At 67.8% G+C, this 24,508-nt stretch carries 14 protein-coding genes; 4 read left to right on the top strand and 10 right to left on the bottom strand.

Going from position 1 to position 24,508, the window contains the following annotated elements; translation table 11 throughout:
• Positions 1–69: 69 nt before the first annotated feature.
• Both QE360_RS00380 and QE360_RS00375 read right to left on the bottom strand, forming a co-directional pair.
• Complete coding sequence (locus tag QE360_RS00380) at positions 70–1,281, bottom strand: CmpA/NrtA family ABC transporter substrate-binding protein (protein ID WP_309698412.1); 1,212 nt, start codon at positions 1,279–1,281, stop codon at positions 70–72.
• Positions 1,278–1,859: an ANTAR domain-containing protein gene (locus QE360_RS00375; protein ID WP_309698410.1), complete on the bottom strand. Its 582-nt coding sequence runs from the start codon at positions 1,857–1,859 to the stop codon at positions 1,278–1,280. The genes QE360_RS00380 and QE360_RS00375 overlap by 4 nt, the downstream gene beginning before the upstream one ends.
• A 233-nt stretch (positions 1,860–2,092) precedes the next feature.
• Between QE360_RS00375 and QE360_RS00370 the strand changes: the two genes are divergently transcribed.
• The 3 genes from QE360_RS00370 (at position 2,093) to QE360_RS00360 (ending at position 7,279) form a co-directional block, all read left to right on the top strand.
• Positions 2,093–3,070 (top strand): arabinan endo-1,5-alpha-L-arabinosidase, encoded by a 978-nt coding sequence (locus tag QE360_RS00370; protein ID WP_309698408.1) that lies wholly within the window; start codon positions 2,093–2,095, stop codon positions 3,068–3,070.
• Entirely contained in the window at positions 3,067–4,098 is a 1,032-nt protein-coding gene (locus tag QE360_RS00365) for a glycoside hydrolase family 43 protein (protein WP_309698406.1), read from the top strand. Before QE360_RS00370 ends, QE360_RS00365 begins: the two co-directional genes overlap by 4 nt.
• A 271-nt stretch (positions 4,099–4,369) precedes the next feature.
• Positions 4,370–7,279 (top strand): TonB-dependent receptor, encoded by a 2,910-nt coding sequence (locus QE360_RS00360; RefSeq protein ID WP_309698404.1) that lies wholly within the window; start codon positions 4,370–4,372, stop codon positions 7,277–7,279.
• A gap of 79 nt (positions 7,280–7,358) precedes the next feature.
• Here QE360_RS00360 and QE360_RS00355 read toward each other — a convergent pair whose 3' ends face one another.
• Genes QE360_RS00355 through QE360_RS00335 form a run of 5 tightly spaced genes read right to left on the bottom strand, consistent with a single transcriptional unit; the run spans position 7,359 to position 15,214 of the window.
• Positions 7,359–8,801 (bottom strand): GH1 family beta-glucosidase, encoded by a 1,443-nt coding sequence (locus QE360_RS00355; protein WP_309698402.1) that lies wholly within the window; start codon positions 8,799–8,801, stop codon positions 7,359–7,361.
• A 56-nt stretch (positions 8,802–8,857) separates the two neighbouring features.
• On the bottom strand, positions 8,858–10,663 hold the full coding sequence (locus QE360_RS00350) for a glycoside hydrolase family 9 protein (protein WP_309698401.1): 1,806 nt from the start codon (positions 10,661–10,663) through the stop codon (positions 8,858–8,860).
• Complete coding sequence (locus QE360_RS00345; protein ID WP_309698399.1) at positions 10,660–12,291, bottom strand: tryptophan 7-halogenase; 1,632 nt, start codon at positions 12,289–12,291, stop codon at positions 10,660–10,662. Before QE360_RS00345 ends, QE360_RS00350 begins: the two co-directional genes overlap by 4 nt.
• On the bottom strand, positions 12,288–13,760 hold the full coding sequence (locus tag QE360_RS00340; RefSeq protein WP_309698397.1) for a tryptophan 7-halogenase: 1,473 nt from the start codon (positions 13,758–13,760) through the stop codon (positions 12,288–12,290). The genes QE360_RS00345 and QE360_RS00340 overlap by 4 nt, the downstream gene beginning before the upstream one ends.
• The gene (locus QE360_RS00335) at positions 13,757–15,214 is read right to left on the bottom strand and encodes a tryptophan halogenase family protein (RefSeq protein ID WP_405052656.1); all 1,458 of its coding nucleotides are present in this window, start codon (positions 15,212–15,214) and stop codon (positions 13,757–13,759) included. The genes QE360_RS00340 and QE360_RS00335 overlap by 4 nt, the downstream gene beginning before the upstream one ends.
• A 309-nt stretch (positions 15,215–15,523) precedes the next feature.
• Between QE360_RS00335 and QE360_RS00330 the strand changes: the two genes are divergently transcribed.
• Positions 15,524–18,982 carry a TonB-dependent receptor gene (locus QE360_RS00330; RefSeq protein ID WP_309698392.1) on the top strand — a complete coding sequence of 1,153 codons (3,459 nt, stop codon included), beginning with the start codon at positions 15,524–15,526 and terminating at the stop codon, positions 18,980–18,982.
• A 125-nt stretch (positions 18,983–19,107) separates the two neighbouring features.
• Here QE360_RS00330 and QE360_RS00325 read toward each other — a convergent pair whose 3' ends face one another.
• The 3 genes from QE360_RS00325 to QE360_RS00315 all read right to left on the bottom strand — a co-directional run bounded on the left by QE360_RS00325 (position 19,108) and on the right by QE360_RS00315 (position 24,316).
• Positions 19,108–19,683, bottom strand: coding sequence for a hypothetical protein (locus QE360_RS00325; protein ID WP_309698390.1), 576 nt, complete (start codon positions 19,681–19,683; stop codon positions 19,108–19,110).
• A gap of 106 nt (positions 19,684–19,789) precedes the next feature.
• Positions 19,790–22,138 carry a TIM-barrel domain-containing protein gene (locus tag QE360_RS00320; protein ID WP_405052655.1) on the bottom strand — a complete coding sequence of 783 codons (2,349 nt, stop codon included), beginning with the start codon at positions 22,136–22,138 and terminating at the stop codon, positions 19,790–19,792.
• Positions 22,139–22,246: 108 nt separating this feature from the next.
• Complete coding sequence (locus QE360_RS00315; RefSeq protein WP_309698388.1) at positions 22,247–24,316, bottom strand: phosphocholine-specific phospholipase C; 2,070 nt, start codon at positions 24,314–24,316, stop codon at positions 22,247–22,249.
• Between the last annotated feature and the right edge of the window lie 192 nt (positions 24,317–24,508).

Below are 24,508 nucleotides of genomic sequence, written 5' to 3'. Positions count from 1 at the left end.
TTCGCGGTCCCGACGCAAGTCCCTTTCGCAATCGCAGCAATCGAACCTCCCTCGCGCCGGGGAGAGGCGTCAGGGCAATCCCGCCAGATACCCCGGAATGTCATCCGGATCGAAGGCGCGGCCGTCGAAGAAGCGGTCGCTGCCCAGCACCAGCCGTCCCTGCGTCGAGCCCGCGCCGATCGGCTCGACCAGCGCGCCCTCCAGCTTGGAGCTGGCGCCGGGCAGCGGCGCGCCTGATCCGGCCAGCGCGGCGCGGTAGAGATCGGGGCGGAACACGCCCTGCGCGGTCGCGGCATCCTGTGCGGAGAAGGGCAGCCCCTCCCACCGCACCATCTGGGCGTAGAGCCAGGCCGCCTGGCTGCGCCACGGAAAGTTCGCCGCCTCGCGATACTGGAACATGAAGTCGGGATAATGGACCGGCTCGCCGCCGGGCACGACGCGGATGCGGTCGGTGATCGCCCGCAGGACCGCATCGACCGGCGCGTCCAGATATTCGCGGCGCGACAGGATCGTCGCGCTCTGTTCGACCGTCTCGGGATCGACGAAATGCGCGGCCGCCGCGTGGAGCGCGCGGATCAGCCGGAGAACGCCGTCGCGGCGCTCCTCCGCCCGGTCGCCGCGCAGCGCCAGCACCTTCTCCACCCCGCGTCGCCAGATCTGCGCAGTGGCGAGGGCGATCCGGCCCACGCCGCGATCGACCGCGATCGAGTTCCACGGCTCGCCGACGCAGATGCCGTCCACCTCTCCGGCGGCCAGCGCGTCGGCGGCGAAGGGCGGGCTGGTGACCAGGATCTCGACATCGGCGTCGGGCCGGATGCCGACCCCCGCCAGCCAGTAGCGCAGCATGTAATTATGGCTGGAATAGCGATGCACCACGCCGAAGCGAAGCGGCCTGCCCGCATCGCGCCGCCGGTCCGCCACCGCCTTCAGCGCCGCGCCGATCGCCACCGGATCGCCCAGCGTCTCGCCCAGGCCCACCGCCTCGCCCAGTGCGGTCGAAAAGGTGATCGCATTGCCGTTCAGGCCCAGCGCGAAGGGCACCGCCATCGGCACCGCCGGACGGTCGCGCCCCAAAGCGGTGGAGATGGCGAGCGGCGCGACCAGATGCGCGGCATCGGTATGGCCATAGAGCAGCCGGTCGCGCACCGCCGCCCAGGTCACGTCGCGGACCAGTTCGATCTCGACCGCCTCGGCCTCGGCAAAGCCCAGTTCGCGCGCCAGGATGGGCAGGGCGGCATCGACCAGCGGCAGAAAGCCGATACGGAACGTCTCGGCGGTCATGGCAGGTCTCCCATCAACTGCTCGCTGGTCACGATCGCCTCGGCCACGTCGGCGATGCGGCGGTTGGTGGTCATGGCATGGCTGCGCAGCAAGGCATAGGCGGCGGGTTCGTCCAGCCCGCGCCGCCGCATCAGGATCGCCTTGGCCCGGTCGATCACCTGCCGGTCGGCGAGCGCGGTCCGCGCCTCGGCCAATTCGGTCTGGAGCCGAGAAAAGGCCTGGAAACGGCGGACGGCCAAGTCGAGGATCGGCTTGATCCGCTGCTTGGCCAGACCGTCGACGACATAGGCGGACACGCCCGCATCGACCGCCGCCATCGTCGCCTCGGGCTCCGACTGGTCGACGAACATCGCGATCGGCCGGTCGAGCGCGCGCGATATGGCGAAGAAATCCTCCAGCACGTCGCGGCTGGGATTTTCCAGATTGATCAGGACCACCTCGGGCGCGGCGCGTTCGACCTGCGCGGCCAGCGGCCCGCCGGGGTCGATCACCACCAGATCGGTCAGCCCCGCCTCGCGCAGCCCGTCCGAGATAATCGCCGCGCGCGTGCTGCTGGTATCGATAATCGCGATCCGCATGACGGCTTAGTGCCGCGTCGCCGGGCGTGCGACAAGAGGGGCCGGACGCGATCCTCTGCCAGCGGGCGAAAGCCGCTTGCCATCGCATATGTCCGACTATATCGCTGTCATCAATAGCCGGACAAAATCACGGCTTTATCATGGGGAGGACGCCAAGCATCATGCGCCAGCCGCGCCGATTCCGGAGCCTGTGCGCCTTGCGTCCTGCGCTGCTGGGCATGGCCCTGCTTTCGATGCCCATCGATCCCGTCGCCGCACAGGACATGGCCCTGTCGGGCGATGTGGTGCCCGCCCATGACCCGGTCCTGATCCGCGAAGGCTTGGATTATTATAGCTATTCGACCGGGCAGCGGGGGCGGGTGCCGCTGGTCGCGCGGCGGTCCCGCGATTTGCGGCACTGGACCGCACTGCCGTCGCCATTGGCCGCCATCCCCGACTGGGCGCTGGCGGCGGTGCCCGGCGCGCGCGAGATGTGGGCGCCCGACATTGCGCGGGTCGGGGGCCGCTACCGGCTTTATTACTCGGTGTCGCGTTTCGGCAGGCAGCAATCGGTGATCGGGCTGGCGACCGCTGCCACGCTCGATCCGGCGAGCCCGGCCTATGGCTGGCGCGACGAGGGGCTGGTCGTCGCGTCGAAGGCGGGCGACGCCTATAACGCGATCGATCCGGCCTTCGCCCGCGACCGGCAGGGGGGCGAATGGCTGGCCTTTGGCAGCTTCTGGGGCGGCATCCAACTGATCCGGCTCGACCCGCGCACCGGCAAGGCCATGCCCGGCGCGGTCCCGAAACCCATCGCGCGACGCGGGCCGGGCGAAGGGGCGGGCGGCGCGAATGCGATCGAGGCGCCGTTCATCGTCGATCATGGCGGCTGGTACTGGCTGATCGTCTCGTTCGACCTATGCTGTCGCGGCGTGAAGAGCAGCTATCATCTGGCGGTCGGGCGGTCGCGTGCGATCGAGGGGCCCTATGTCGACCGTGCGGGGCGCGCGATGCTGGATGGCGGCGGGACGGTGCTGTTGCAGGCGGATGCGGCGGGTCGCGACCGGTTTCGCGGGCCGGGCCATGCCGGTGTCCTGCACGATCGCGGCGGCCGCGACTATCTGATCCATCATGCCTATGACGCGGCGGCGGGGGGAGCCCCCACGCTGCGCATCGCCCGGTTGCGCTGGGACGCGGCGGGCTGGCCCTTCATCGGAAAGGAAAACCCATGACCCAGATCGAGATGACCCGGCGCGCTCTGGTCGCGGGGGGCGCCGCGCTGGCCGCCGCGCCGCTTTTGGCTAGAACGGGTGGCGAGCGGGTGCGCAATCCGCTGATACGCCAGCGCGCCGATGCGCAGATCGCGCTTCAGGACGATGGGCTCTATACCTTCATGGCCTCGGTCCCCGAATATGACCGGGTGGTGCTGCGCCGGGCCAGGACCATCGCCGGGCTGGCGACCGCGCCCGAAACGGTGCTCTGGCGGCGGCCCGCATCGGGTCGGATGGCGGGGCATATCTGGGCGCCCGAAATCCATCGGATCGACGGCCGCTGGTATGTCTATGTCGCGGCGGGCGATGGCGGCGACGTGTTCCATATCCGCACCTATGTCCTGCAATGCGACGGTGCGGACCCGGTGACTGGCCGCTGGTCGGTGCTCGGCCAGCTGGAGACGCCGTGGGATACGTTCACGCTCGATTCGACCAGCTTCGTCCATCGCGGCACCCGCTATCTGGCCTGGGCGCAGAAAGAGCCGGGCATCGACACCAACTCCAACCTGTATCTGGCGCCGATGGCGACGCCGACCACGCTGGCCGCGCGGCCGACCCGGCTGACCGTGCCGACGCTGCCCTGGGAGATACAGGGGTTCAAAGTGGCCGAGGGGCCCGCGCCGCTGATCCGCAACGGCCGCGTCTTCATGACCTATTCGGCCAGCGCCACCGATGCGCGCTATTGCATGGGCATGCTGACCGCGCGCGACGACGCCGACCTGATGGACCCCGCCGCCTGGACCAAGTCGCCCGAGCCGGTGTTCCGCACCGACGCCGCGCGCCACATCTACGGCCCCGGTCACAACAGCTTCACCGTCGACCGGGCGGGGGGCGATGTGCTCGTCTATCACGCGCGCGATTATGAGAAGATCAGCGGCGATCCCCTCTACGATCCGAATCGCGACACGCGCGTCCAGCGTTTCGGCTATCGCGCCGATGGGACGCCCGATTTCGGGCGGCCGTTGGCCAATGGTCCGACCTTGGTATGATTCGGGTTATTAAGACAGACAAGTCAGGCCAGCGTCCGCGTCTCCGTGTTTCGCGCGGGCGGACGCGAACTTGTGGCGAGGGATCAACCGCATGAGCGATTGTTCGCGCTAACATGCCGTCACCCTCCTTGCACCCTGGTGTTGCGGAAAATCTACGGACCACATCGTCTTTCATAATTCGTTCATCAACGGCTTGACGATCGCGCAGGATAGTCAGACAAATGCTTCCGAAGGTGACACCGAAAACTCGGGTCCGATGAGGGGAGACGTTATGAAGCATCACATTCTGCTGCTGTCGGTCGCACCGATCGCGCTGCTGGCGGCGCCCGCCCAGGCGCAGACCGCCGCACCCGCGACCAAGGCCCAGACGACCGATCCCAACGCCCCGGTCGAGGCGCAGACCGCCGTCGGGATCGAGCAGGATCTCTCCGAAGTCCCCAATCGCAGCCCGGTCCAAGCCTCGACCACTGGTCTGGAGGACGATCAGGCCGATCCCCGCGACATCGTCGTCACCGGCTACCGCGCCAGCCTGGGCAGCGCGCAGGCGATCAAGCGCAACTCGGATGCGATCCTCGACGCCATCGTGGCGCAGGACATCGGCAAGTTGCCCGACAATACGGCGGCCGAATCGCTGGCGCGCGTGACGGGCATCCAGGTCAGCCGGTATAGCGACGAAGTGACCCAGGTGCTGGTCCGCGGCCTGCCCGACGTGGCGACGACCTTCAACGGCCGCGACATCTTCACTGCCGAGAATCGCCGCGCCGCACTCCAGGATTTCCCGTCGGGGGCGCTGGCGGGTCTGGAAGTCTATAAGTCGGGCACGGCCGATCTGCTCGAGCCGGGACTGGCGGGCCTCATCAATGTGCGGTCGCGTCGCCCCTTCGACTTCGAAAAGGGGCTGACCATCGCGGGCGGCGTGCGCGGGACCTATAACGACCAGAGCAAGAAGTTCGACCCGCTGGGCAATCTGCAGATCAGCCAGCGTGCGGACACCGCGATCGGCGAGATCGGCTGGCTCATCAACGCCGCCTACACCCAGGCGCAGTATCGCAACGCGGTGCGCTGGGCCGATGGCTTCGTCACCAAGCCCAGCGACGGCACGACGGTCAGCCCCAGCTCGGTCGGGCGGGCCTGGTCGATCCCGGCGGCGGTCGGCGTCTATAATGACGGCGGCAAGCGCTGGCGTCCGGCGATGAATGCCAGCGTCCAGTGGCGTCCGGCGCACAATCTGGAACTCTATTACGACTTCCTCTACCAGAGCTATCGCGGCGAGATCGGCAATGACTGGCTGCGCGTGCCGCTCGTCGACGGCAATCCGACGCTGAGCAATGTCGTCCTGCGGGAAGGTCAGCCGCTTCAGGTCGACAGCCTGACCAAGACCGGCGGCGTCCGGCCCGAAGCCTATCGCAGCACCGCGAAGGCCTATACCGACACCTATCAGGTGGCGGGCGGCGCCAAATGGGATATCGGCGACGCGCATCTGTCGACCGACCTGGCCTATACCACGTCGCAATATGGCAGCGACGAGTGGAGCTTCGACAGCGCCTTTTCGCGCGCGCCGACCGCGGACGTGCGCTTCTTCGTCGAAAATGGTTCGTCCTTCAGCCTGCCCGGTTTCGATCCGGCCGATCCCAAAAACTATATCTGGCGCGGCTATTTCGAGAGCACCTATCGCGTGCAGGGCAAGGGGTGGCAGTGGCGCGCCGATCTCGATTACCAGACGAACCTGTCGCTGATCCCGAAATTGCAGTTGGGCGTGCGGTGGACGGACCGCGACGCCTCGCTGCGCCGGGGCAACCGCTATGCCTATACGGAATGGCTGGCCATCCCGCTGAACCAGACGCCGACCGGGGATCTGGCGCTGACCCAGAACGCCTTCCGGGGCAATCAGGGCTTTACCAGCTGGCTGATGCCGACGCGGGACGGGATCGCGGGCAATGCCCCGGCGCTGCGCCAATATGCCTTCGAGGCGTTGCAGCGGATCGTCGCGGGCAATCCGACCGATCAGGGCTATCGCGACGCGCTCAACCGCTTTGCCTCGCCCGAGGTGCAGCTCGATCCGCTGGCCACCTTCCTGGCGCGCGAGAAGACCTATGCCTTTTACGGCCAGGCGAAATATGAATTCGACATCGGATCGGTCCGCTTCGACGGCCTGGTCGGCACGCGCGTGGTCAACACCGTCGGGCGGTATAGCGGTGTGTCCAGCGTGACCTTCAACGGCGTCACCCGTGCCGAGCCGCGCAACACCAAGGCCAATTATGTCGACATCCTGCCGAACATCAGTCTGCGCATTCGCCCGACGGAAAAGCTGCAGGTGCGTTTCGGCTGGACGATCACCCGCACCAAGCCCGAATTCAGCCAGCTGAATCCGGCCATCTATATCAGCCAGAACACTGCGACCCCGGTGCCCAACCCCGTGCCCGATACCCGCTTCGCGCCGGGGCTTCAGGGGCGGCCCGATGCCTATGGCGACGGCGGCAATCCGGGGCTTCAGCCGCTGACCTCGAAGAATTACGACGCGACGGTCGAATATTATTTCTCGCCCACCGCCTCGATCACCGCGGCCGTTTTCTACCGCGACCTGAAGGGCTTCATCAGCAACTATACGAACCGCACGATCGACCCCGTCTATGGCCTGCTGGAGATCAGGCGGCCCGAAAATGCGGGCAAGGGGCGTATCAAGGGCTTCGAACTGGGGGGGCAGACCTTCTTCGACTTTCTGCCGGGCCTGTGGAGTGGCTTTGGCGTGCAAGCCAACACCACCTATCTGCAAGGCGAACAGCAATATCCGGCCAATGTGTTCGCCAATGTCGGCGGCACGACGACCCCGCCATTCGTCGCGATCCCCAATCTGTCGCGCTGGACCTACAATGTCGCGCTCTTCTATGAAAAGGGCGACGTCTCGACCCGTCTGTCGTGGAACAATCGCGATGCGTATCTGAACAGCAACTTCGTCAATGCGCAGGGCATCTATAATGGCGAAGGGACGGTCCGCATCCAGCGCCTCGACTTCTCGTTCAACTACAACATCACCAAGGAAGTGACGATCGCGGTCGACGCGGCCAATCTTCTGGCGCAGCCGTTCAACAATTACGCACAATATGGCGACGGCCTGGTCTATCCGCGCGATATTCGCGACGAAGGCCGCTATTATGGCGTAGGCGTCCGCTTCCGCTTCTGACGGTCGCCCCCCTGGCCTACAGGCATGGAAAACCCCGCCGATCGGCCGATCGGCGGGGTTTTTTGTCATGTGGGTAGGATCAGACCAGCGCGTTGCGGCGGATCAGTTCCTTGTACCAGCGCGCGGACAGCTTGGGGGTGCGCTTCTGGGTGGCGAAGTCGACATAATGGATGCCGAACCGCTTGCCATAGCCGTCGGCCCATTCGAAATTGTCCATCAGGCTCCAGAGGAAATAGCCCTTGAGCGGGAATCCCTCGGCCGCCGCGCGGCGGAACTGGCCCAGATAGTTGCGCAGATACATGATCCGGTCGCCGTCATCGACCGTGCCGGCGCCGTTCAGCACGTCATCGGCCGAAGTGCCGTTTTCAGAGATGTAGATCGCCTTGGGCTTCCACAGCTCGCTGGCCGCGCGGACGCCCCAATAGGCGGCCTCGGGGCCGACATAGAGCCAGGGCGAGGCCATGCGCGGCGACTGGGGCAGATGGGGCAGGGGGACATAGCCGCGCGGATCGCTCGCATCGGCCTTCACGAAGGTCGGCGTGTAGATGTTGAGCGCGACGAAATCGAGCGGGCTGCCGATCGCGGCCATGTCGCCCGCCTGTACCTTCGGCGCATCCGCCCCGGCCGAGGCGAGATAGCTGTCGATATAGCGGCCTTCCATGACGGCGGTCAGGAACATCGCATTCTCGTCGCGCATCGCCTTCTTGGTCGCCTCGATATGCTCGGGCGTCTCGATGACGGGGACGAAGATGCTGGCATTGTCGGCGATGCCGACCTCGGTTCCCGCCTTGGCATGGGCGCGGATCGCCTGCACGCCCAGGCCGTGCGCCAGGACGCCGTGATGGCGGACCTGGTTCACCTGCGCGGGGGGCAGTTTCAGGCCCGGCGCGTGGATGGCGACCATATGGCCCAGATCGGTGAAGCAGCGCAGCTCGTTGACCGTCATGAAGCGGTGGACGCGGTCGGACAGCTTGCCCGCCATGAAGCCCGCATAGTCCGCGAACGCCTTGGCCGTGTCGCGATTCTGCCAGCCGCCGGGCAGCGCCAGGGGCAGGTCCCAGTGGAACATGGTGACATTGGGCTGGATCCCCGCCGCCAGCAGCGCGTCGATGACGCGGTTATAATAGTCGAGGCCCTTCTGGTTGACCTTGCCGCGCCCCTCGGGGAAGATACGCGACCAGGCGATCGACATGCGATAGGCCTTCACGCCCAGATCGCTGAGCAGCGCGATATCGTCCTTGTAGCGGTGATAGCTGTCGCAGGCGATGTCGCCGGTATCGCCATTGGCGACCTTGCCCGGCGTGTGCGAGAACACGTCCCAGTTGGTCAGCCCGCGCCCATCCTCCTTGACCGCGCCCTCAATCTGATAGGCGGCGGTGGCGCAGCCCCAGAGGAAGTCCTTGGGAAAGCTCAGATCGGCGGTCTGCGCGGCGGCGCGCGCGGCGGCCAGCGTGCCGCCGCCGGTGGCGAGCGCGGCACCGCCCATTGCCATGCCGGTCTTCATGAAATCACGACGATCCATCGAATGTCCTTTTGTCCTGAAATCGAATTTTGCAGAAACTTGGTGAACCCGGGCTGTCAGCGTGCCGGGGCGGGCGGCCGGGTCAGGTCGCTGGCCAGCCAGACCAGCGGCGCGTTCCAGTTGATCGCGACCTCGTTATGCGCATAGGCGCGCGCATCGTCGATCCAGCAGCGCTGGCCCACGCAATGCCCGTTCATCGGTGCGGAAGCGGGTTCGGGAAAGACGGTGCTGTTGGCCCCGCCGCTCAGCACGCCGGGCGGCGGTCCGGGCATGCGGGCATCCATCTGATGCGCCCAGAAACGGTGATGCGGGTTCTTCATGGGCTTCCACCCGAAGCCGCTGACATAGCTCTGGTCGAGCGGATTGCGGCCCAGTGCATAGTCCATCGTGTCGACCGCCGCGTCGCGGTAGCGGGCCTGTCCGGTGAAGCGCGCGGCCAGCGCCAGGATCATGCCCCGGCCCAGAATGCCGCTGTTCGATCCCCAGTGATAGGCGGTGTCCGCAAAGGGGATGTGATAGCCCGAGCGCGCTTCCTCGGCCAGGAAGCGGTCGGCCAGGGCCACCAGCTTGGCGCGCGCGGCGGCGCGTTCGGCAGGCGCCACCCCGGTCGCGGTCGCCAGCGTGATCGTGCCCAGCGCGGCGGTGCTGCCCCAGCTCGGCTCGGCGGTCAGCGGCTCGGCATGGAGCGGCATCGCGTGCAGCGCCTCGGCCAGTTCGGGCATCCCGGTCGTGGCATAGAGTTCGGCGGTCGCCCAATAGAGTTCGTCGGACAGTTCGCCATCGCCATAGCCGCCGCTGCCGTTGAAGTCCTGCGCGGCATAGATGTCGGGATTGCGCCGCGCCGCGCGATACGCCTTGCCCGCCGCGACCAGGCAGCGTCTGGCGAAGGCGTCGTCGATCCCGCGCCAGATGCGCGCGCATTGCGCCGCCGTCGCCGCCAGGTTCAGCGTCGCGGCGGTGCTGGGCGGATAGAGCAGCCGCTCCTCATGATCGTCAGCGGGCGCGGTGGGCAGCGCCGTCCAGTTGCGGTCGGCGATCTTGTGATGCGCCATCCCGCCCGCATCGACCGGCGTCAGCTGCTTGACGCGCCCGGCCTGCCGCCCGACCGGCAGCGCCAGCGTCTGGCCGTCGGGCACCTGCATCGCCAGCAGGAAGCGCATCTCCCATGCCGTCTCGTCCAGAAGGTCGTTGATCCGGTTCCCGGCCTCGGGCAGCGCGGCGGCGCCATCGGGGAAGGGCGGCGACGCGGCATCGACCTCATAGAGATTTTGCAGCATCCACAGCGCGATGCCGCCATTGACGACATATTTGCCCTGGTCGCCCGCATCATACCATCCGCCGGTGACATCCAGCCTATAGGGGCAGCCCGGCCAGACCGTGCCCGCCAGATCCGTCCCCTTGAAGCAGGTCACGACCTCCTTCGCATGACCGGCGGCCCGCGCCCATTGCGGCCCGTCGGCGAAACGCGCCTGGATCGGCACGCCTGCGCGCTGCTGGTAGAAGAAGTTCAGTGCGGCGCGCGCCAGCGGGGCATAGACGCCTGCGTCGATGGTGAAGACGGGGCTGGTCCGCCCGTCCACCTGAAGCCGGTAGCGGCCCGGCGCAGCGAAGCGGCCGAAATCGATCTGGTGGACCGTGTCGCCCGAGGCGGCATCGGGGCCGAAGGGCGTGGTCCGCCCCTCCGCCACCGTCGCGCCGCTCTCGTTCAACAGCCGCCAGGGCAAGGGTTGCATGCCCTCATGCGCCAGGATGGCGCGCTTGGCGGTGTCGGGGCGAAAGCCGATCTGGTTGAGATGGGGCCCCGGCGCGTCGGTCGCACCGATCGCGGCCAGCGCCAGCAGGGGAAGAACGAACCGCTTCACAAGATCACTCCCTGCGCCCGCCCGGCATCGGGGGCGGTGCGCGCAAAATCATAGCTGGCGTCGTCGGCGTTCGACGCCCCCGTCATGCCCGTTATCGCGGGGGCGAGCGGCGAGGGCGCGACCGCGCGAAGGAAATCGCCATGGCTGGGCAGCCGCGCCCCCGTCTCGGCATAGCCCTGATGCATCTGCGCCAGCGCCTGCGCCACCAGATTTTCGTCGAGCGCGTCGGCGGCGGGCTCCCACCCCTGCGGGACCAGCCCCTGGCCCAGGCAGACCGCGACCCAGCTGGGATTGCCGAACAGGTCATAGCCTTCGCGGAACAACCGCCCCTTGCCCGACCATAGCGCCATCTTGCGCGCCAGGCTGTCGGGCACGTCCATGGTGCGCACCCGGTCCCAGAAGGGCGTGTCGCCGCGCCGTGTCGCCTTGTAGTGGAGGATGATGAAGTCGCGCACATCCTCGTACAGGTCGTGCATCTGGCGGTTGAACTCGTCCCGCTCGGCCGGGTCGAAGCGGGCGTCGGGGAACAGCGCGATCAGCCGCTGGATCGCGGCCTGCACCAGATGGATGCTGGTCGATTCCAGCGGTTCCAGAAAGCCGCTCGACAGGCCCAGCGCCACGACGTTGCGGTTCCAGCTTTGCCGACGCCGCCCGGCAGTGAAGCGCAGCTGGCGCGGATCGCCCAGCAACGCGCCCTCCAGGCTGCCGAGCAGCTGCGCGCGCGCGGCATCGTCGTCCAGATACTCGCTGCAATAGACCAGGCCATTGCCTATCCGGTGCTGGAGCGGGATGCGCCATTGCCATCCCGCCTCTCGCGCGGTCGAGCGGGTGAAGGGATCGGGTTCGCGCGGGTCGGGCAGCGCGCACGGGGCGGCGACCGCGCGGTCGCAGGGCAGCCACCGGGCATAGCTTTCATAGCCGGTGCCCAGCGCCTCCTCGATCAGCAGGCCGCGAAAGCCCGAGCAGTCGATGAACAGGTCACCCTCGATCCGGCGGCCATCGGCCAGCGTTACCGCCTCGACATAGCCGTCCTCGGGGCGCAGCCCGACCGCCTCGATCCGCCCCTCGATCCGCGCCACCCCGCCACGCTCGGCATAGCCGCGCAGATAGCGGGCATAGAGCGAGGCGTCGAAGTGGAAGGCGTAGAACAGCTCGCGGATCGGCGAGCGCGCATCGGGTTTGGCGCGGCCGAACTTGCCCCCACGCGCCGCGACCGCGCTCATCGCCCAATCGGCGATGTCGGGCAGCGCGGGCGTGCGGCTCTTCTCGCGCAGCCAGAGCTGGTGGAAATGGACGCCCTGCAAATCCTGGCCATAGCGTCCGAAGGGGTGGAAATAGCGCTCGCCCCGCTCGCCCCAGTCGACGAACTCGATCCCCAGCTTGAACGTGCCGCCGGTCGCGGCGAGAAACTCATTCTCGTCCAGCCCCAGCATCTGGTTGAAGGTGATGATCGGCGGGATCGTCGCCTCGCCGACGCCGACCGTGCCGATCTCCTCGGACTCGATCAGCGTGACCTGGGTATAGCCGTTGTTGAGGAGGCGCGCGAAGGCGGCGGCGGCCATCCATCCGGCGGTGCCGCCGCCGACGATGACGACCCGGCGGATGCTATGGTCATGCGATGTCGTCATCGGGCAAGGCGTCTCATCTGGGCCGCCCGCCATTCGGCATGGGCGGGAAGGCGGGGCAGGGCGGCGGCGATGGCGTTGGTGAAGCGGTCCATCATGCCCCGCAGCTCGGCGAAGGTCATGGTCTCGGCCAGCGGATCGACGCGGCGCGGCAGCACACCCTGGCCCAGCAGGATCGCGGCCCAGCTGTCGCGCGTGAACGTCTCTTCCTCATAGAAAGGCAGGCGTCCGCGCTCGGCGAATTGCGCCAGCGTGTGCGCCAGGCTGGCGGGCGGTGCGGCATGCGCCACCGCCTGCCACATCGCCTCGGGGCGGCGCGCGGTGCGGTAATGCGCGGCGAGGAAGTCGCGCACCCGCTCGGCTTCGGCCAGGGTCTGGCGGTTGAAATCCGCGCGCTCGACCGGGGCCATGTCCGCATCGGGCAGCATCGCGACCAGCCGGTCGATCGCGCTCAGCGCCAGATGGAGGTTGCACCATTCCAGCGGCTCGACCTGGGTGGCGGCATCGCCGATCGCGAGGCAATTGCCGCGCCAGGGCTGGGGGCGGGTGCCGGGGCGGATGGTGACGGTCCGATCCGGTGTCGCGCCGTCCGCCGCCAGCATCGCGGCGGCCTGCGCATCGGGCAGATGGGCCGAGGCATAGGCGATCCCGACCTGCCCGCCGCTCGACCAGCGCCATCCCGCCGCATGGGCGGTGACGGGGGTGAGCACCGGCGGCCCTTCGCCCCCCTGGCGGCTGCCGAGCAGCACCCGGTCGCAGGGCAGCCAGGCGCTCCAGTCCTGCCGCTCCGCATCGATCGCGCCGCGCAGCCGCGCCGCCGGTCCGGTCGCGTCGACATACAGGTCGGCCGCCAGCGTCTCGCCGCCGGTCAGCCGGATGCCGGAGAGGAAGCCGCGCGCGTCGCAGGCGGCCTCGGCGATCTCGCCGACCGTCTCGCGCACCCCGACATGCAGGGCGAAGGCGCGCATCATCGCGCGGTGCCGGTCCAGGTCGAGCGTCAGGCCATAATCGTGCGCGGCAAACAGCGTGTCGGGCGTCGGGGGTACGAAGCGCCCCGCGCGCGCGGCTTGGGCGGCGGGGGAAAAGCCGTCGAACGGGGTGGTGCTGCCCTCGCGTGCCGCCCGCACCCAGTGGAGGTGGAAGGCGGCCGGACCGATGGCATGGCCATAGGAGCCATGGGCATGGACGTAATCGGGCAACCCCTCGGCCCAGCCCGCAAAGCGCGTGCCCAGCCGATAGCCCGCCCCGGCGCGCGTCACGCCGTCATCCTCGCCCAGCCCCAGATCGGCCTGGAAACCGGGAAGCGAGGGCAGGGTGCAGGCGATCCGGTCGGCCAGCGCATCGGGCGCGATCGCGGTGGCGAGCAGCGTGACGTCGAGGAACGGCGCGCGCCGCTTGAGCGCGGCGGCGGCGCACCAGCCGGTCAGCCCGCCGCCCGCGACCAAGACCCGCGTGATGGCGCGCGCCGTCATGCCGCCTCCACCATCGGGCAATAGCGTTGCAGGAAGGCGCGGTGATCGAGCCGCGCGCTGACGTCGGCGTCGATCTCCGCCTGCAGGTCCGCGACCGCGCGGGTCAGCGCGTCGGCCCTCGCGACATCGGCGCGCGGGTCCCAGCCTTCGGGCAGGATGCCCTGGCCCAGATAGACCGCGATCCAGCTGGCATCCAGGAACACGCCCTCGCGATACTTCACCACCCGCGCCCGCCTGCGCCACAATTCCATCTTCTCGGCCAGGCTGTCCGGGATGGGCATGGTGCGGACATAGTTCCAGAAGGGGGAATCGTCGCGGGTCGTGGCGTGATAATGCAGGATCAGGAAGTCGCGGATCCGGTCATATTCCAGGTCGATGATCCGGTTGAACTCGTCGCGGTCCGACGCGGCCATCCCGCGTTCGGGAAACAGCTCGATCAGCGCGGTGATCGCCTGCTGCACCAGATAGATGCTGGTCGATTCCAGCGGCTCCAGAAAGCCGCTGGCCAGCCCTATGGCCACGCAATTGCCGACCCAGCTGCGCCGCCGCCGCCCCGCCTTGAAGCGCAACAGGCGCGGGGTGGCGAGCGGTTCGCCCTCCACCGCCTGCTCCAGCGCGCGCGCCGCCTCGTCGTCGCCGATAAAGTCGCTGGCATAGACATAGCCATTGCCGGTGCGATGCTGGAGCGGGATGCGCCAGCGCCATCCGGCGGGCATCGCGATCGCGCTGGTATAGGGGGTGACGGCGGTCTCGGTCCGGCACGGCATCGCCACCGCGCGGTCGGTCGGCAGCCATTTCGACCAGTCCTCGAACGGCTCCTCCAGCGTCTGCCCGAGCAGGAGCGAGCGGAAGCCCGAACAGTCGATGAAGAGGTCGCCCTCCACCCGCTCGCCATCCGCCAGCGTGACCGCGCGGATCAGGCCGCTCTCGCCGTCGCGCTCGACATCGACGACCATCCCTTCGGTCCGCACCGCGCCGGCCTCCTCGGCCAGTTGCCGCAGATAGGGGGCAAAGAGCAGCGCATCGAACTGATAGGCATAGCCGAAGGTCGAGGAGAGGTCCTCGCGATCCCGCCCCGGATGGTCGAACCGCCCCGCGCGCGCCAGGGCACAGGCATAGGACAGCCGGTCGAGCGGCGGCGGCGCGTGTCCCTCCCGCGCCAGCCGCGTCCAGTAATGGTGGAAGTCGATCGGACCCGAACCGCGTCCGAAGGTGCCGAAGGGATGGATATAGCTGTCGCCGATCCGGCCCCAGTCGCGAAACTCGATCCCCAGTTTGAACGTCGCGCGGGTGCGCGCCATGAAATCGGCCTCGGCGATGCCCAGCCGTTCGTTGAAGGCACGGATATGGGGCAGGGTGGCCTCGCCGACGCCGACCACCCCGATCGCCTGGGATTCGATCAGCCGTACCGAACAGCGTCCTGAAACGAGACGCGTCAGCGCGGCACCGGCCATCCACCCGGCGGTCCCGCCGCCCACGATGACGACCCGCAGCCGATCCGTTGTCACGCTACCATCCCCCCCCTTTTGGCCTCGATTCCCGTGCCAATTTTCCAAGTCATGCCGCGCCTTGGCCCATGCCGCAATCCGTCGCGATGCGAAGCGTGGCAGGAATGTCGCACCTTGTCCCGGATCGGCCATTTTTAGGATCAGTATCTTGTTGTTTCGCGGCTGGTAGCGCAATCATGTTGCGGTGAATCGCGGTAACAGTCGCGATCGCAACCTAGTTAGCGACGTCAATAGTGGCGCGCACAAAAGGGGGGGATGACCGTTATGCGCAGCTTTGCGCCGCTCACGTCCAATGCCAATCGTTTTTCGCGCCTTCTGTTCGGGGCGTCCGCCGGTGCGCTGTGCATCGCCTCGCTGAGCGCGCCCGCCTTCGCGCAGGCCGCCGATCCGCAGGCTGCGGCCGGAGCGGACCAGTCCACCTCCTCGCCGACCGGATCGGTCGCGGGCCAGGGGACGGCCGGATCGGCGACGCCGCCGACCAGCGCCGCTGTCGGCGCCGCCGGATCGCAGCCCGCCGCGGGCGACGAGGTCGGCAGCGAAAAGGAAGTCGTCGTCACCGGCATCCGCCAGAGCCTGGCGAACGCCCAGTCGATCAAGCGCAATTCCGACACCGTGGTCGACGCGATCACCGCCAGCGACATCGGCGCGCTGCCCGACCGTTCGGTGACCGAGGCGTTGCAGCGCGTGCCCGGCGTGTCGATCAGCCGCTTCGCCGCCGCCAACGACCCCGATCACTTCTCGGTCGAGGGTTCGGGCGTCGCGGTGCGCGGCCTGACCTTCGTCCGGTCCGAGTTCAACGGCCGCGACACCTTCTCGGCGGGGATCGGCGGGCAGGCGATCAACTTCTCCGACGTGCCCGCCGAACTGCTCGGCTCGGTCGAGGTGTACAAGAACGCCACCGCCGATCTGATCGAGGGCGGCCTGGCCGGTACGGTCAATCTGAACACCCGCAAGCCGTTCGACAACAAGGGTTTCCATATCGGCTTCACCGCCGAGGGCAATTATGGCGACTTCAAGAAGAAATGGTCGCCGACGGGCTCTCTGCTGGTCAGCAACACCTGGGATACCGGCATCGGCCGCTTCGGCCTGCTCGGCAACATCTCCTACTCGCGCGTTCGCAGCCGGGCGGACAGCATCCGCATCACCAATATCCAGACCCGCGACAACACGCTGGCGCTGGCGGCCAATTCGACCACCGCGCAGAATTGCCGCAACCCCTTGCCCGGCACGGTCGACCAGACGACGCTGCCGGTGGGCGGCACGACCGGGTTCGCGTGCGGCGCGGCCAGCACGCCGGGCGCGGACGGCTATCTCGACCCGGCATCGCTGCGCTACGCACCGATCGGCGGCCAGTTCGCGACGCAGGAATTCGATCGCAAGCGTGACGGCATCGCGTTGGCGGGCCAGTGGCAGAGCAATGACGAGCGCACCGTCCTGACCGCGCAGTTCCTGCGGACCCACACGGTCAACAACACGTCGGAGCGGACCTTCGAGACCGCGCCCGACCTGGCCGAATACAACACCTATCCGGTGGGCTGCCTCCAGAACAATCTGGGCCCCAACAACGCGACGATCGCCCAGTGCCCGACCGGCACGACCAAGAACTATGTCTATGACGCCAACGGCCTGTTCCAGTCGGGGTACATCACCGCGCCGGGCAATGGGTATCGCGCCAGTTGCAGCGGTCAGGCGACCTGCTGGGTCCCCACCGGCGGTACGCAGCAGTCGCTGGCGCGCGGCATGACGCGGGACGAGAACACCGTCACCGACTTCGGCGTTAACCTGAAGACCCAGCTTGACGACCATTGGTCGGTCAATCTCGACGGCGACTATACCCGTGCGAAGAAGACCAACACCGATCTGCGCGTGTTCGGCTCGACCTTCGCCGACTCCGAACTCGACCTGTCGGGCAATCTGCCGGCCGTCATCCCGCACAAGCCGACGACGCTCCAGGCGAGCTGGGCGACGCCCAACCCGACCTTGAACCAGCAGAGCGATTCGCAATATTTCGCCAACCGCAACGTCCAGTTCTGGCGCGCGGCGATGGACCATCTCGAAGAGAGCGTGGGCCGCGAATATGCGTTCAAGGCCGATGTCGACTATAAGTTCGACGAAGGCAGCTTCTTCACCCGCGCGCGGTTCGGCGCACGCTATGCCGACCGCGCGTCGGAGGTGCGCTACACCACCTATAACTGGGGTGCGCTGTCGGAAGTCTGGTCGGGCAGCAACCCCGTGTCCTTCGCACAGCAGCCGGGCCAGACCGAGCTCTATACCTTCCCGAACTTCTTCCGTGGTGCGACCAACGGTTCGCCGTCCGCCTATTATTATACCGGCAACATGACGGACGATTACCAGCAGGCGGCGGCCTATTTCCAGTCGATCGGCAATTTGTGGAAGTCGGCCAATGGTTCGACCGCCACGACCTGGTCGCCGCTGGCGCAGCGGGCAGGCGTCGTGTCGGGCACGCCGTATCTGCCGTCGGAAATCCAGCTGGTGAACCAACAGGACAAGAACGCCTTTGCCCAGCTGAACTTCGCGACGCCGGGCGACCTGTTCCCGGGCGTTCGGATGAGCGGCAATATCGGCGTCCGCTATGTCCTGACCGACGTGACCTCGGCAGGTTCGATCGGTGCGCCGACCCGGCAGCAGACGGGCACGACCGACGAGTTCGAGGTCCGGTGCGCGCCGCAGACCACGACGCAAAATGGCGTCAGCGTCACCGCCGTGCCGACGGGCATCTGCCAGCTTGGCAGGCCAGCCTATAACGCGATCCGGCAATTCTCGACCGGGGTCACGACGCCCGATACGGCGCGCAGCCAATATCATTACTGGCTGCCGAGCATGAACCTGAAGTTCGGGATCGGTCGCGACGTGGTGCTGCGTCTGGCGGCGTCGAAGGTGATGACTCGTCCGGACTTCGCCAATATCCGCAACTTCCTGCAACTCGGCTTTGACGCCAATGGCGGCCAGATCACGGCAACGGCGGGCAATCCCTATCTGAAGCCCGCCACCGCGTGGCAGTTCGACGCCACGGTCGAATGGTATTTCGCCCGTGTCGGCCAGCTGTCGTTGGACGTCTTCTACAAGTCGGTGAAGGACTTCTTCTACCAGTCGGTCACCACCCGCAACATCACCAGCAACGGCATCACCCAGTCGGTGTTGGTGCGCGGGCCCTCCAACTATGACGGCACAGGCAAGATCAAGGGCTTCGAGGCGGCGTATCAGCAGACCTTCGACTTCCTTCCGGGGCTGCTCGGCGGTCTGGGGGCGAGCGGCAGCTATACCTATATCGACAGCTCGGGCCTGCCCAACTCGTTCCTGAACGGCGGTGCTCCGGCGAACAATTCGAACATCAAGCCGGGCAATATTCCGCTGGAGGGGCTGTCGCGGCATACGGTCAACGCCGCGCTCTTCTATGAAAAGGGGCCGGTGTCGCTGCGGGCGGCGTATAACTGGCGTTCGAAATATCTGCTGACCCCGGCGGACGTGATCTTCCCCTATACCTCCATCTATCAGGATGCGGGCGGGCAGCTCGATGCGTCGGCGTTCATCAACCTGAACAAATATCTGAAGATCGGCGTGCAGGGCGTGAACCTGGCCAATCAGGTCATCAAGACCGAGCAGGCCTATATCAGCGGTTCGACCGCCACGGCGCCGCGCTCCTACATCGTCAACGACCGCCGCTTCACCTTCGCGCTTCGCGGCACCTTCTGATCGGCAAGGTTCGGCCGGGGCCTTCGGGCTCCGGCCGGAGCGTGACGTGCGACCGCCCGTTTCCCGTGGGGAGGCGGGCGGTCCTTTTTGGATGGCGGGTGGATTCCCGCCCCTCGTTCAGCCCATCAGTTATGCGGCAATTTCGACCGATCGAAGCCCGGCCCCAGATCGAGCAGGAAGGCCGGTCCGACCTCGATCACCTGCTTGGCCCCGGCTAGCTGGACCGAGATATTGGCCTTGCCCGCGGCATAGGCCTGGTTCGCGACGCCGGTGACATAATAGCGTTTCCAGGTCGATCCGACCCGAACCGGCTCGGTCGCGATCGGGGTGTAAGGCGGCTCGGAGCCACCCATGCCCACCGGGATCGTCACCGGCGCGGCGTCGGTCGCATCGGGCGCGCGCAGGAAGACCATGACCAGCATCGTGTCGCCCGCCGCGATCGGCTTGACCGTCGGATAGGTGACGCCGCTGTCCCAGGGATTGGCCCCGGCGCGTGCGACCTTGATCTGGACCGCGGCCCCGCCGGGAACCTCGGCGGCGGCTACCTGCCTGGCGGCCTGGTTGGGGCCATAGGGATTCCACCCGATGCCCGGTGCGTTGACCGCCTTGTCGAAGATGCTGGGCTGCGCGGCGGCGCTGGGCGCGGCCTGTCCCGGCGCGGCGGGCAGCGTGGCCAACAGCATGGCAATGAGTCCGATCATGCTCCTTCTCCCCATTTTGGAACGGCCGGTCGTTCCGGTCCGTCGCCAAAATCGTATCGCGCCCGGTCCGTTTTCCTCAAGGGGAAACTCGCCGGGCGCGATCCTGTTACTGGCCGACGATCCTGACCAGCGGCGCCAGCGTCTGGCCGGTCGGCAGGCGGCCCCCGGCGGTCAACTGGCGGGTGGCGTCGTTCCAGCGCAGCGTGGCGCTGCGCCCGCCGCCGGTGCGATAGGCATTGGTGGTGCCGTCATCGTCATACAGCGTGAAACTGGCATCGCGGCCGGGATAGACGCGGACGCTCTCCAGGGCTTGCGCGGTCGCGGTGCTGGGCACCTGGACGCCCATCGGCACGATCGACCCCGCCCGCACGAACAGCGGGATATGGTCGATCGGCGCCGCCGCCTCGATCCACTGGCCGCCCGTATAGCGCTTGTCGGTCCACCAGTCATACCAGTCGGTCCCGGCGGGCAGATAGACGCGCCGCGCCGTCTGCCCCTGTTCGGTGACGGGCGCGACCAGGAAGGCGGGGCCGAACATATATTCGTCGCCCAGTGTCTTCACGACCGGATCATTGGGGAAGTCCATGAATAGCGCACGCATGAACGGCGCGCCGCTCTGGTTCGTCTGCCGCCCCAGCGCATAGATATAGGGGATCAGCGCATAACGGAGCCGCAGGCTGCTCGCCAGGATCGGCTCGGCCGCCTTGCCATAGTCCCACAGCGCGGTACCCGGCCGCTGGCCATGGATGCGCAGCGTCGGGGTGAAGGCGTTATACTGGAACCAGCGGACGAACAGCTCGGGGTAATCGCGATAGGACGGCGCCATCACGGTTGCACCCGCCGGATCGACCAGCACCGGGGCCTGCGCCTCCGGCCCGCTCGGCCATTGCCAGCCGCCCGTGTCGCTCGACCAATAGGCGATGCCGCTGGCGGTCATGCCGAGCCCGGCGGGCACCTGCCGCTTCAGCGCCTCCCAGTTGGATTGCACATCCGACGACCAGAACAGACAGCCATTGGCCTGCGTCCCCAGATAGGCGGCGCGGCACAGGATGACGTTGCGCATGGTCGGCCGGTCGCGCGCCGACCCGTCCGCGACGCTGGCGGTGTGGAGCAGCGGATAGACGTTGCGATAGCGGTCGCCCGAGCCGATCGCGAAGAAATGTCCCTCTGGCACCAGATCGGGTTCGGTCTCGTCCAGCCAGGCATAGTCGAAGCCGTTCGAGAAGATATTGTCGCGGATCTTGCCCCAGAACCACTCGCGCGCCTCTGGGTTGGTGCTGTCGATCAGCGCGCCCGCCCGGTCGGAGCGGATGGGCAGGCCGTCGACCGGCTTGCCGTCCTTGTCCTTCATCAGCCAGCCCTTGGCCGCCAGCGTGTCGAACCAGCGGCTCTCGCGCTCGAAACGCGGCCAGATGCTGATGATGCTGCGCATGCCCATCGATTTCAGATGCGCGTTCATCCCCGCCGGATCGGGAAAGGCGGTGCGGTCGATGTCGAGCTGCCCCATCCGGGTCCAGTAGAACCAGTCGAGCACCATGATGTCGAGCGGCAGGCCCCGGCTGCGATAGCCGTCGGCGATCTCGGTCAGCTGGCCCTGCGTCTCGTAACGCGCCTTGCTCTGGATCAGGCCGAACGCGGCCTTGGGCGGCAGCGGCGTCGCGCCGGTCAGCCGGGCATAACCCGCATAGAGCTCGTCGGCCGTCTTGCCGGCGATCACGAAGAACGACGCCCGCTCGCCGACATTGGACTGGAACTTCGTCGCGTTCATCAGCCCCGGCGAGACGGTCGCGGCCGAGGGATTGTCCCACAGGATCGCATACCCCTTGTCCGTCACCATGAAGGGCACGCAGACGGACTCGCCGCCGGGCCGGTCATAGTCGTGGCGGCAGTCGATGGTCCGGCCGCGCAGGTCCAGCACGCCGTCCTGATATTGGCCGAGGCCATAATAATGGGTGTCGGGCGTGTCGGCGAAGTTCGCGCCGACCTTGAACGTCGCCTCGCCCGAGACGGTGTGCGGTGCCATCTCCCACCCGTTCATCCGGGTCAGCGGCTTGCCGTCGGCCCCCGCGAAGCTGATCGCGACGGGGGGCAGCGAGGGGGCGAAGTAACGCTCCATCTGGCTGGGCGGCTTGGGCCAGGGCTGGGCGGCGACGGTGACGTTCAGCCCGGCCGAGGTGAAGATATCGCCGCTGGCATCGGTGCGATGGGTCCAGCCGGTCGCATCGCTCCGGGCGGTGATGCCATAGCCGGGCTTGGCCTCCGCCAGCGTGCGGTCCATCGCGATGGTGACGCGGACGATGCCGGGGGCATAGGGTTCGACCGAGACCTGCGCGCCGTTGCGCTCTATCGTCGCCAGCGGATCGGCGGAGAGGGCGAGCGGGGCGCTGCCGCAGAGCAGCGCGGCGGCGGCGATCAGTCGCTTCGCCATTCGTCCGCGTCGGTCGCCCGGCGCCATGGCGCGCGCTATGCTTCGCATGATCCTCATCCCCTTTAGAAACCCGATTATGTGACCGCTAACCCCTATCGTCCCCTCATGCGGCGGGGAAGTGGTTGATTTGCCCGGTCAGGCCATGAACGGGTCGCTCACCGTGGCGCGGTTCGCCTGGTCCTGCCGCCCGGCCAGGCGACGGCGATAATCGGGTTGAGCCGCACGGGTCAGCATCATGTCGTACCAGCCCAGATCGGCGGCCAGCGACCAGCGATGCGCGCCGGGGGCCAGCGCCACGGTCCGCGTCTCGCCGCCGCCCGCCGTGGCGCGCACCATGCGAAGATCGGCGATCGCGGCGGGGACGGTCAGGTGCAGCATGTCCTCGGCGATCCGCCATTGCAGCGGCTGTGGCATCGCGCCCTGTCCCGCCAGATGCCGGTGGAACCCGCCCGGTCCCAGGATCCACAAATCGTAGCGGCCCTCGGCATCGAGGCCCCAGCGATCCTCGATCCGGGTGCCGGCGGCCAGCGTATAGCGGCGCGGCACGCGGTCGAGCGCCAGCCGGTCATAGACATGGAAGACCGCGCCCGCGCCCTCCGCCTGGAACCGCAGGCCAAGGCCGTCGACCCCCGCCAGTTCCTGCACCTCGAGCCGATAGGGCAGGGGGCGGGCGCGGCGGAGGCCGGGCTCCTGACGGGGCATGCCGGGCGACACGGGGGCCTGCGGGCTGACCTGTCCCTTGATCGCGGCCGCCCGGATCGCGTCGCCGCGCGGATCGGGCAGGCGGGGTGCAGCATCCCCGGTCGCGGCAAAGTCGAACGCGCTGGTCAGGTCGCCGCAGATCGCGCGTCGCCAGGGGGAGATATTGGGCTCGTGAAAGCCGAACCGCGTCTCCAGAAAGCGGATGACGCTGGTGTGGTCGAACACCTGCGAGTTGACCCAGCCGCCCCGGCTCCAAGGCGACACGACATACATGGGCACGCGCGGGCCCAGGCCGTAAGGGCGGCCGCGATAGGCGGGCTTGTCGACATCGGCATCGCCGGTCGAGGGCACGTCATGATATTCGCCCGCCAAGTCGACGGTCGATCCGCCGAGCGGACGGCCATCGGCCCCGCGCGACGGCGGCGCGGGCGGCGGGACATGGTCGAAAAAGCCGTCATTCTCGTCGAACATCACGAACAGCGCTGTGCGCGCCCAGACCTTCGGGTCGGCGGTCAGCGCGTCGAGCAGCTCGGCGGTATAGGCCGCCCCCTGCGCCGGGCTGGAGGGGTTGGGATGTTCCGACCCGGTGGCGGTGGCGATGACATAGGACAGCTGCGGCAGCCGCCCGGCGAGCACATCGGCCTTCAGCACGTCCAGCCCGCGCGTGGTCAGCGCCCGGTCCTTCAGCGCCGGATCGCCGCGCCCGTGATGCGCTTCGCGAAAGGCGGCGAAACCGACCAGCGGATTGTCGGTGAAATTGTCCGCCATGTCCTGATAGATGCGCCAGTCCACCCCCGCCGCCTGCATCCGCTCGGGCGTCGTGGTCCACAGGTAAGGATCGGCCGCGCCGCCATTCTCGGCAAAGCTGTCATGCGAATTGCTGATCGCCGGGCCGCCCGCCTTGCCGGAGGGATCGTTGGTGCCGGTCCACAGGAACAGCCGGTTGGTGTTGGTCCCGGTCTGGATCGCGCAGTGATAGGCGTCGCAGATCGTGAAGGCTTCGGCCAGCGCGAACTGGAAGGGGATGTCGGCGCGGGCATAATGTCCCATCGCGCGCTGCTTCTTCGCCTCGGGCCAGTGCGCCATGCGCCCCTCGTCCCAGGCGGATTGCGCATCGGGCCAGGTGTGCGGCGTGCCCTTCATCCGCATCAGATCGAAATGGGCACGCGTGTCGAGCCGGAAGGGCGACACCAGACGCGGGCCGTCGGGGGCGGTGCGGTCCATCTGCTGCCAGACGGTGCGCGGCTCGCCGCCCGGCGTGGCCGGGGCGAGCGGAATGGGGAAGCGGTCGCCGAACCCGCGTACCCCGCGCATGGTGCCGAAATAATGATCGAAGCCGCGATTTTCCTGCATCAGGATGACGACATGCTCGACATCGCGGATCGTGCCGGTACGTCGGTCGGGCGCGATCGCGGCGGCGCGGGCGATCGCCGGGGGCAGGGCGGCTGCTCCGGCAAGGGCGGCACCGGCGGAAAGGAGTGAGCGGCGGGAGAGTGTGACCATGTCCCGTCATGGCGGAAATCGTTGACGTTTCCATGACGCCATTTTCTTCCTCCCCTGCAAGGGGAGGTGGCGCGCGCAGCGCGTCGGAGGGGTGTCCCGCTACCGAGAGGGTGACACCCCTCCGTCAGGCCTGACGGCCTGCCACCTCCCCTTGCAGGGGAGGAATGGGAGGGCGCACTATACGCCGTCTAT

This window comes from Sphingomonas sp. SORGH_AS_0789, assembly GCF_031453055.1.
Classification (GTDB): domain Bacteria; phylum Pseudomonadota; class Alphaproteobacteria; order Sphingomonadales; family Sphingomonadaceae; genus Sphingomonas.
The sequence above is the reverse complement of the archived record's forward strand: the minus strand, read 5'-3'. Positions and strand labels throughout refer to the sequence as shown.

Coding starts and splice junctions, on each gene's coding strand:
- QE360_RS00375 (WP_309698410.1), bottom strand. CDS start 1,859: ATGCGGATCGCGATTATCGATACCAGCAGCACGCGCGCGGCGATTATC.
- QE360_RS00380 (WP_309698412.1), bottom strand. CDS start 1,281: ATGACCGCCGAGACGTTCCGTATCGGCTTTCTGCCGCTGGTCGATGCC.
- QE360_RS00330 (WP_309698392.1), top strand. CDS start 15,524: ATGACCGTTATGCGCAGCTTTGCGCCGCTCACGTCCAATGCCAATCGT.
- QE360_RS00360 (WP_309698404.1), top strand. CDS start 4,370: ATGAAGCATCACATTCTGCTGCTGTCGGTCGCACCGATCGCGCTGCTG.
- QE360_RS00320 (WP_405052655.1), bottom strand. CDS start 22,138: ATGGCGCCGGGCGACCGACGCGGACGAATGGCGAAGCGACTGATCGCC.
- QE360_RS00340 (WP_309698397.1), bottom strand. CDS start 13,760: ATGACGGCGCGCGCCATCACGCGGGTCTTGGTCGCGGGCGGCGGGCTG.
- QE360_RS00365 (WP_309698406.1), top strand. CDS start 3,067: ATGACCCAGATCGAGATGACCCGGCGCGCTCTGGTCGCGGGGGGCGCC.
- QE360_RS00345 (WP_309698399.1), bottom strand. CDS start 12,291: ATGACGACATCGCATGACCATAGCATCCGCCGGGTCGTCATCGTCGGC.
- QE360_RS00325 (WP_309698390.1), bottom strand. CDS start 19,683: ATGATCGGACTCATTGCCATGCTGTTGGCCACGCTGCCCGCCGCGCCG.
- QE360_RS00370 (WP_309698408.1), top strand. CDS start 2,093: ATGCCCATCGATCCCGTCGCCGCACAGGACATGGCCCTGTCGGGCGAT.
- QE360_RS00315 (WP_309698388.1), bottom strand. CDS start 24,316: ATGGTCACACTCTCCCGCCGCTCACTCCTTTCCGCCGGTGCCGCCCTT.
- QE360_RS00355 (WP_309698402.1), bottom strand. CDS start 8,801: ATGGATCGTCGTGATTTCATGAAGACCGGCATGGCAATGGGCGGTGCC.
- QE360_RS00335 (WP_405052656.1), bottom strand. CDS start 15,214: ATGGCCGGTGCCGCGCTGACGCGTCTCGTTTCAGGACGCTGTTCGGTA.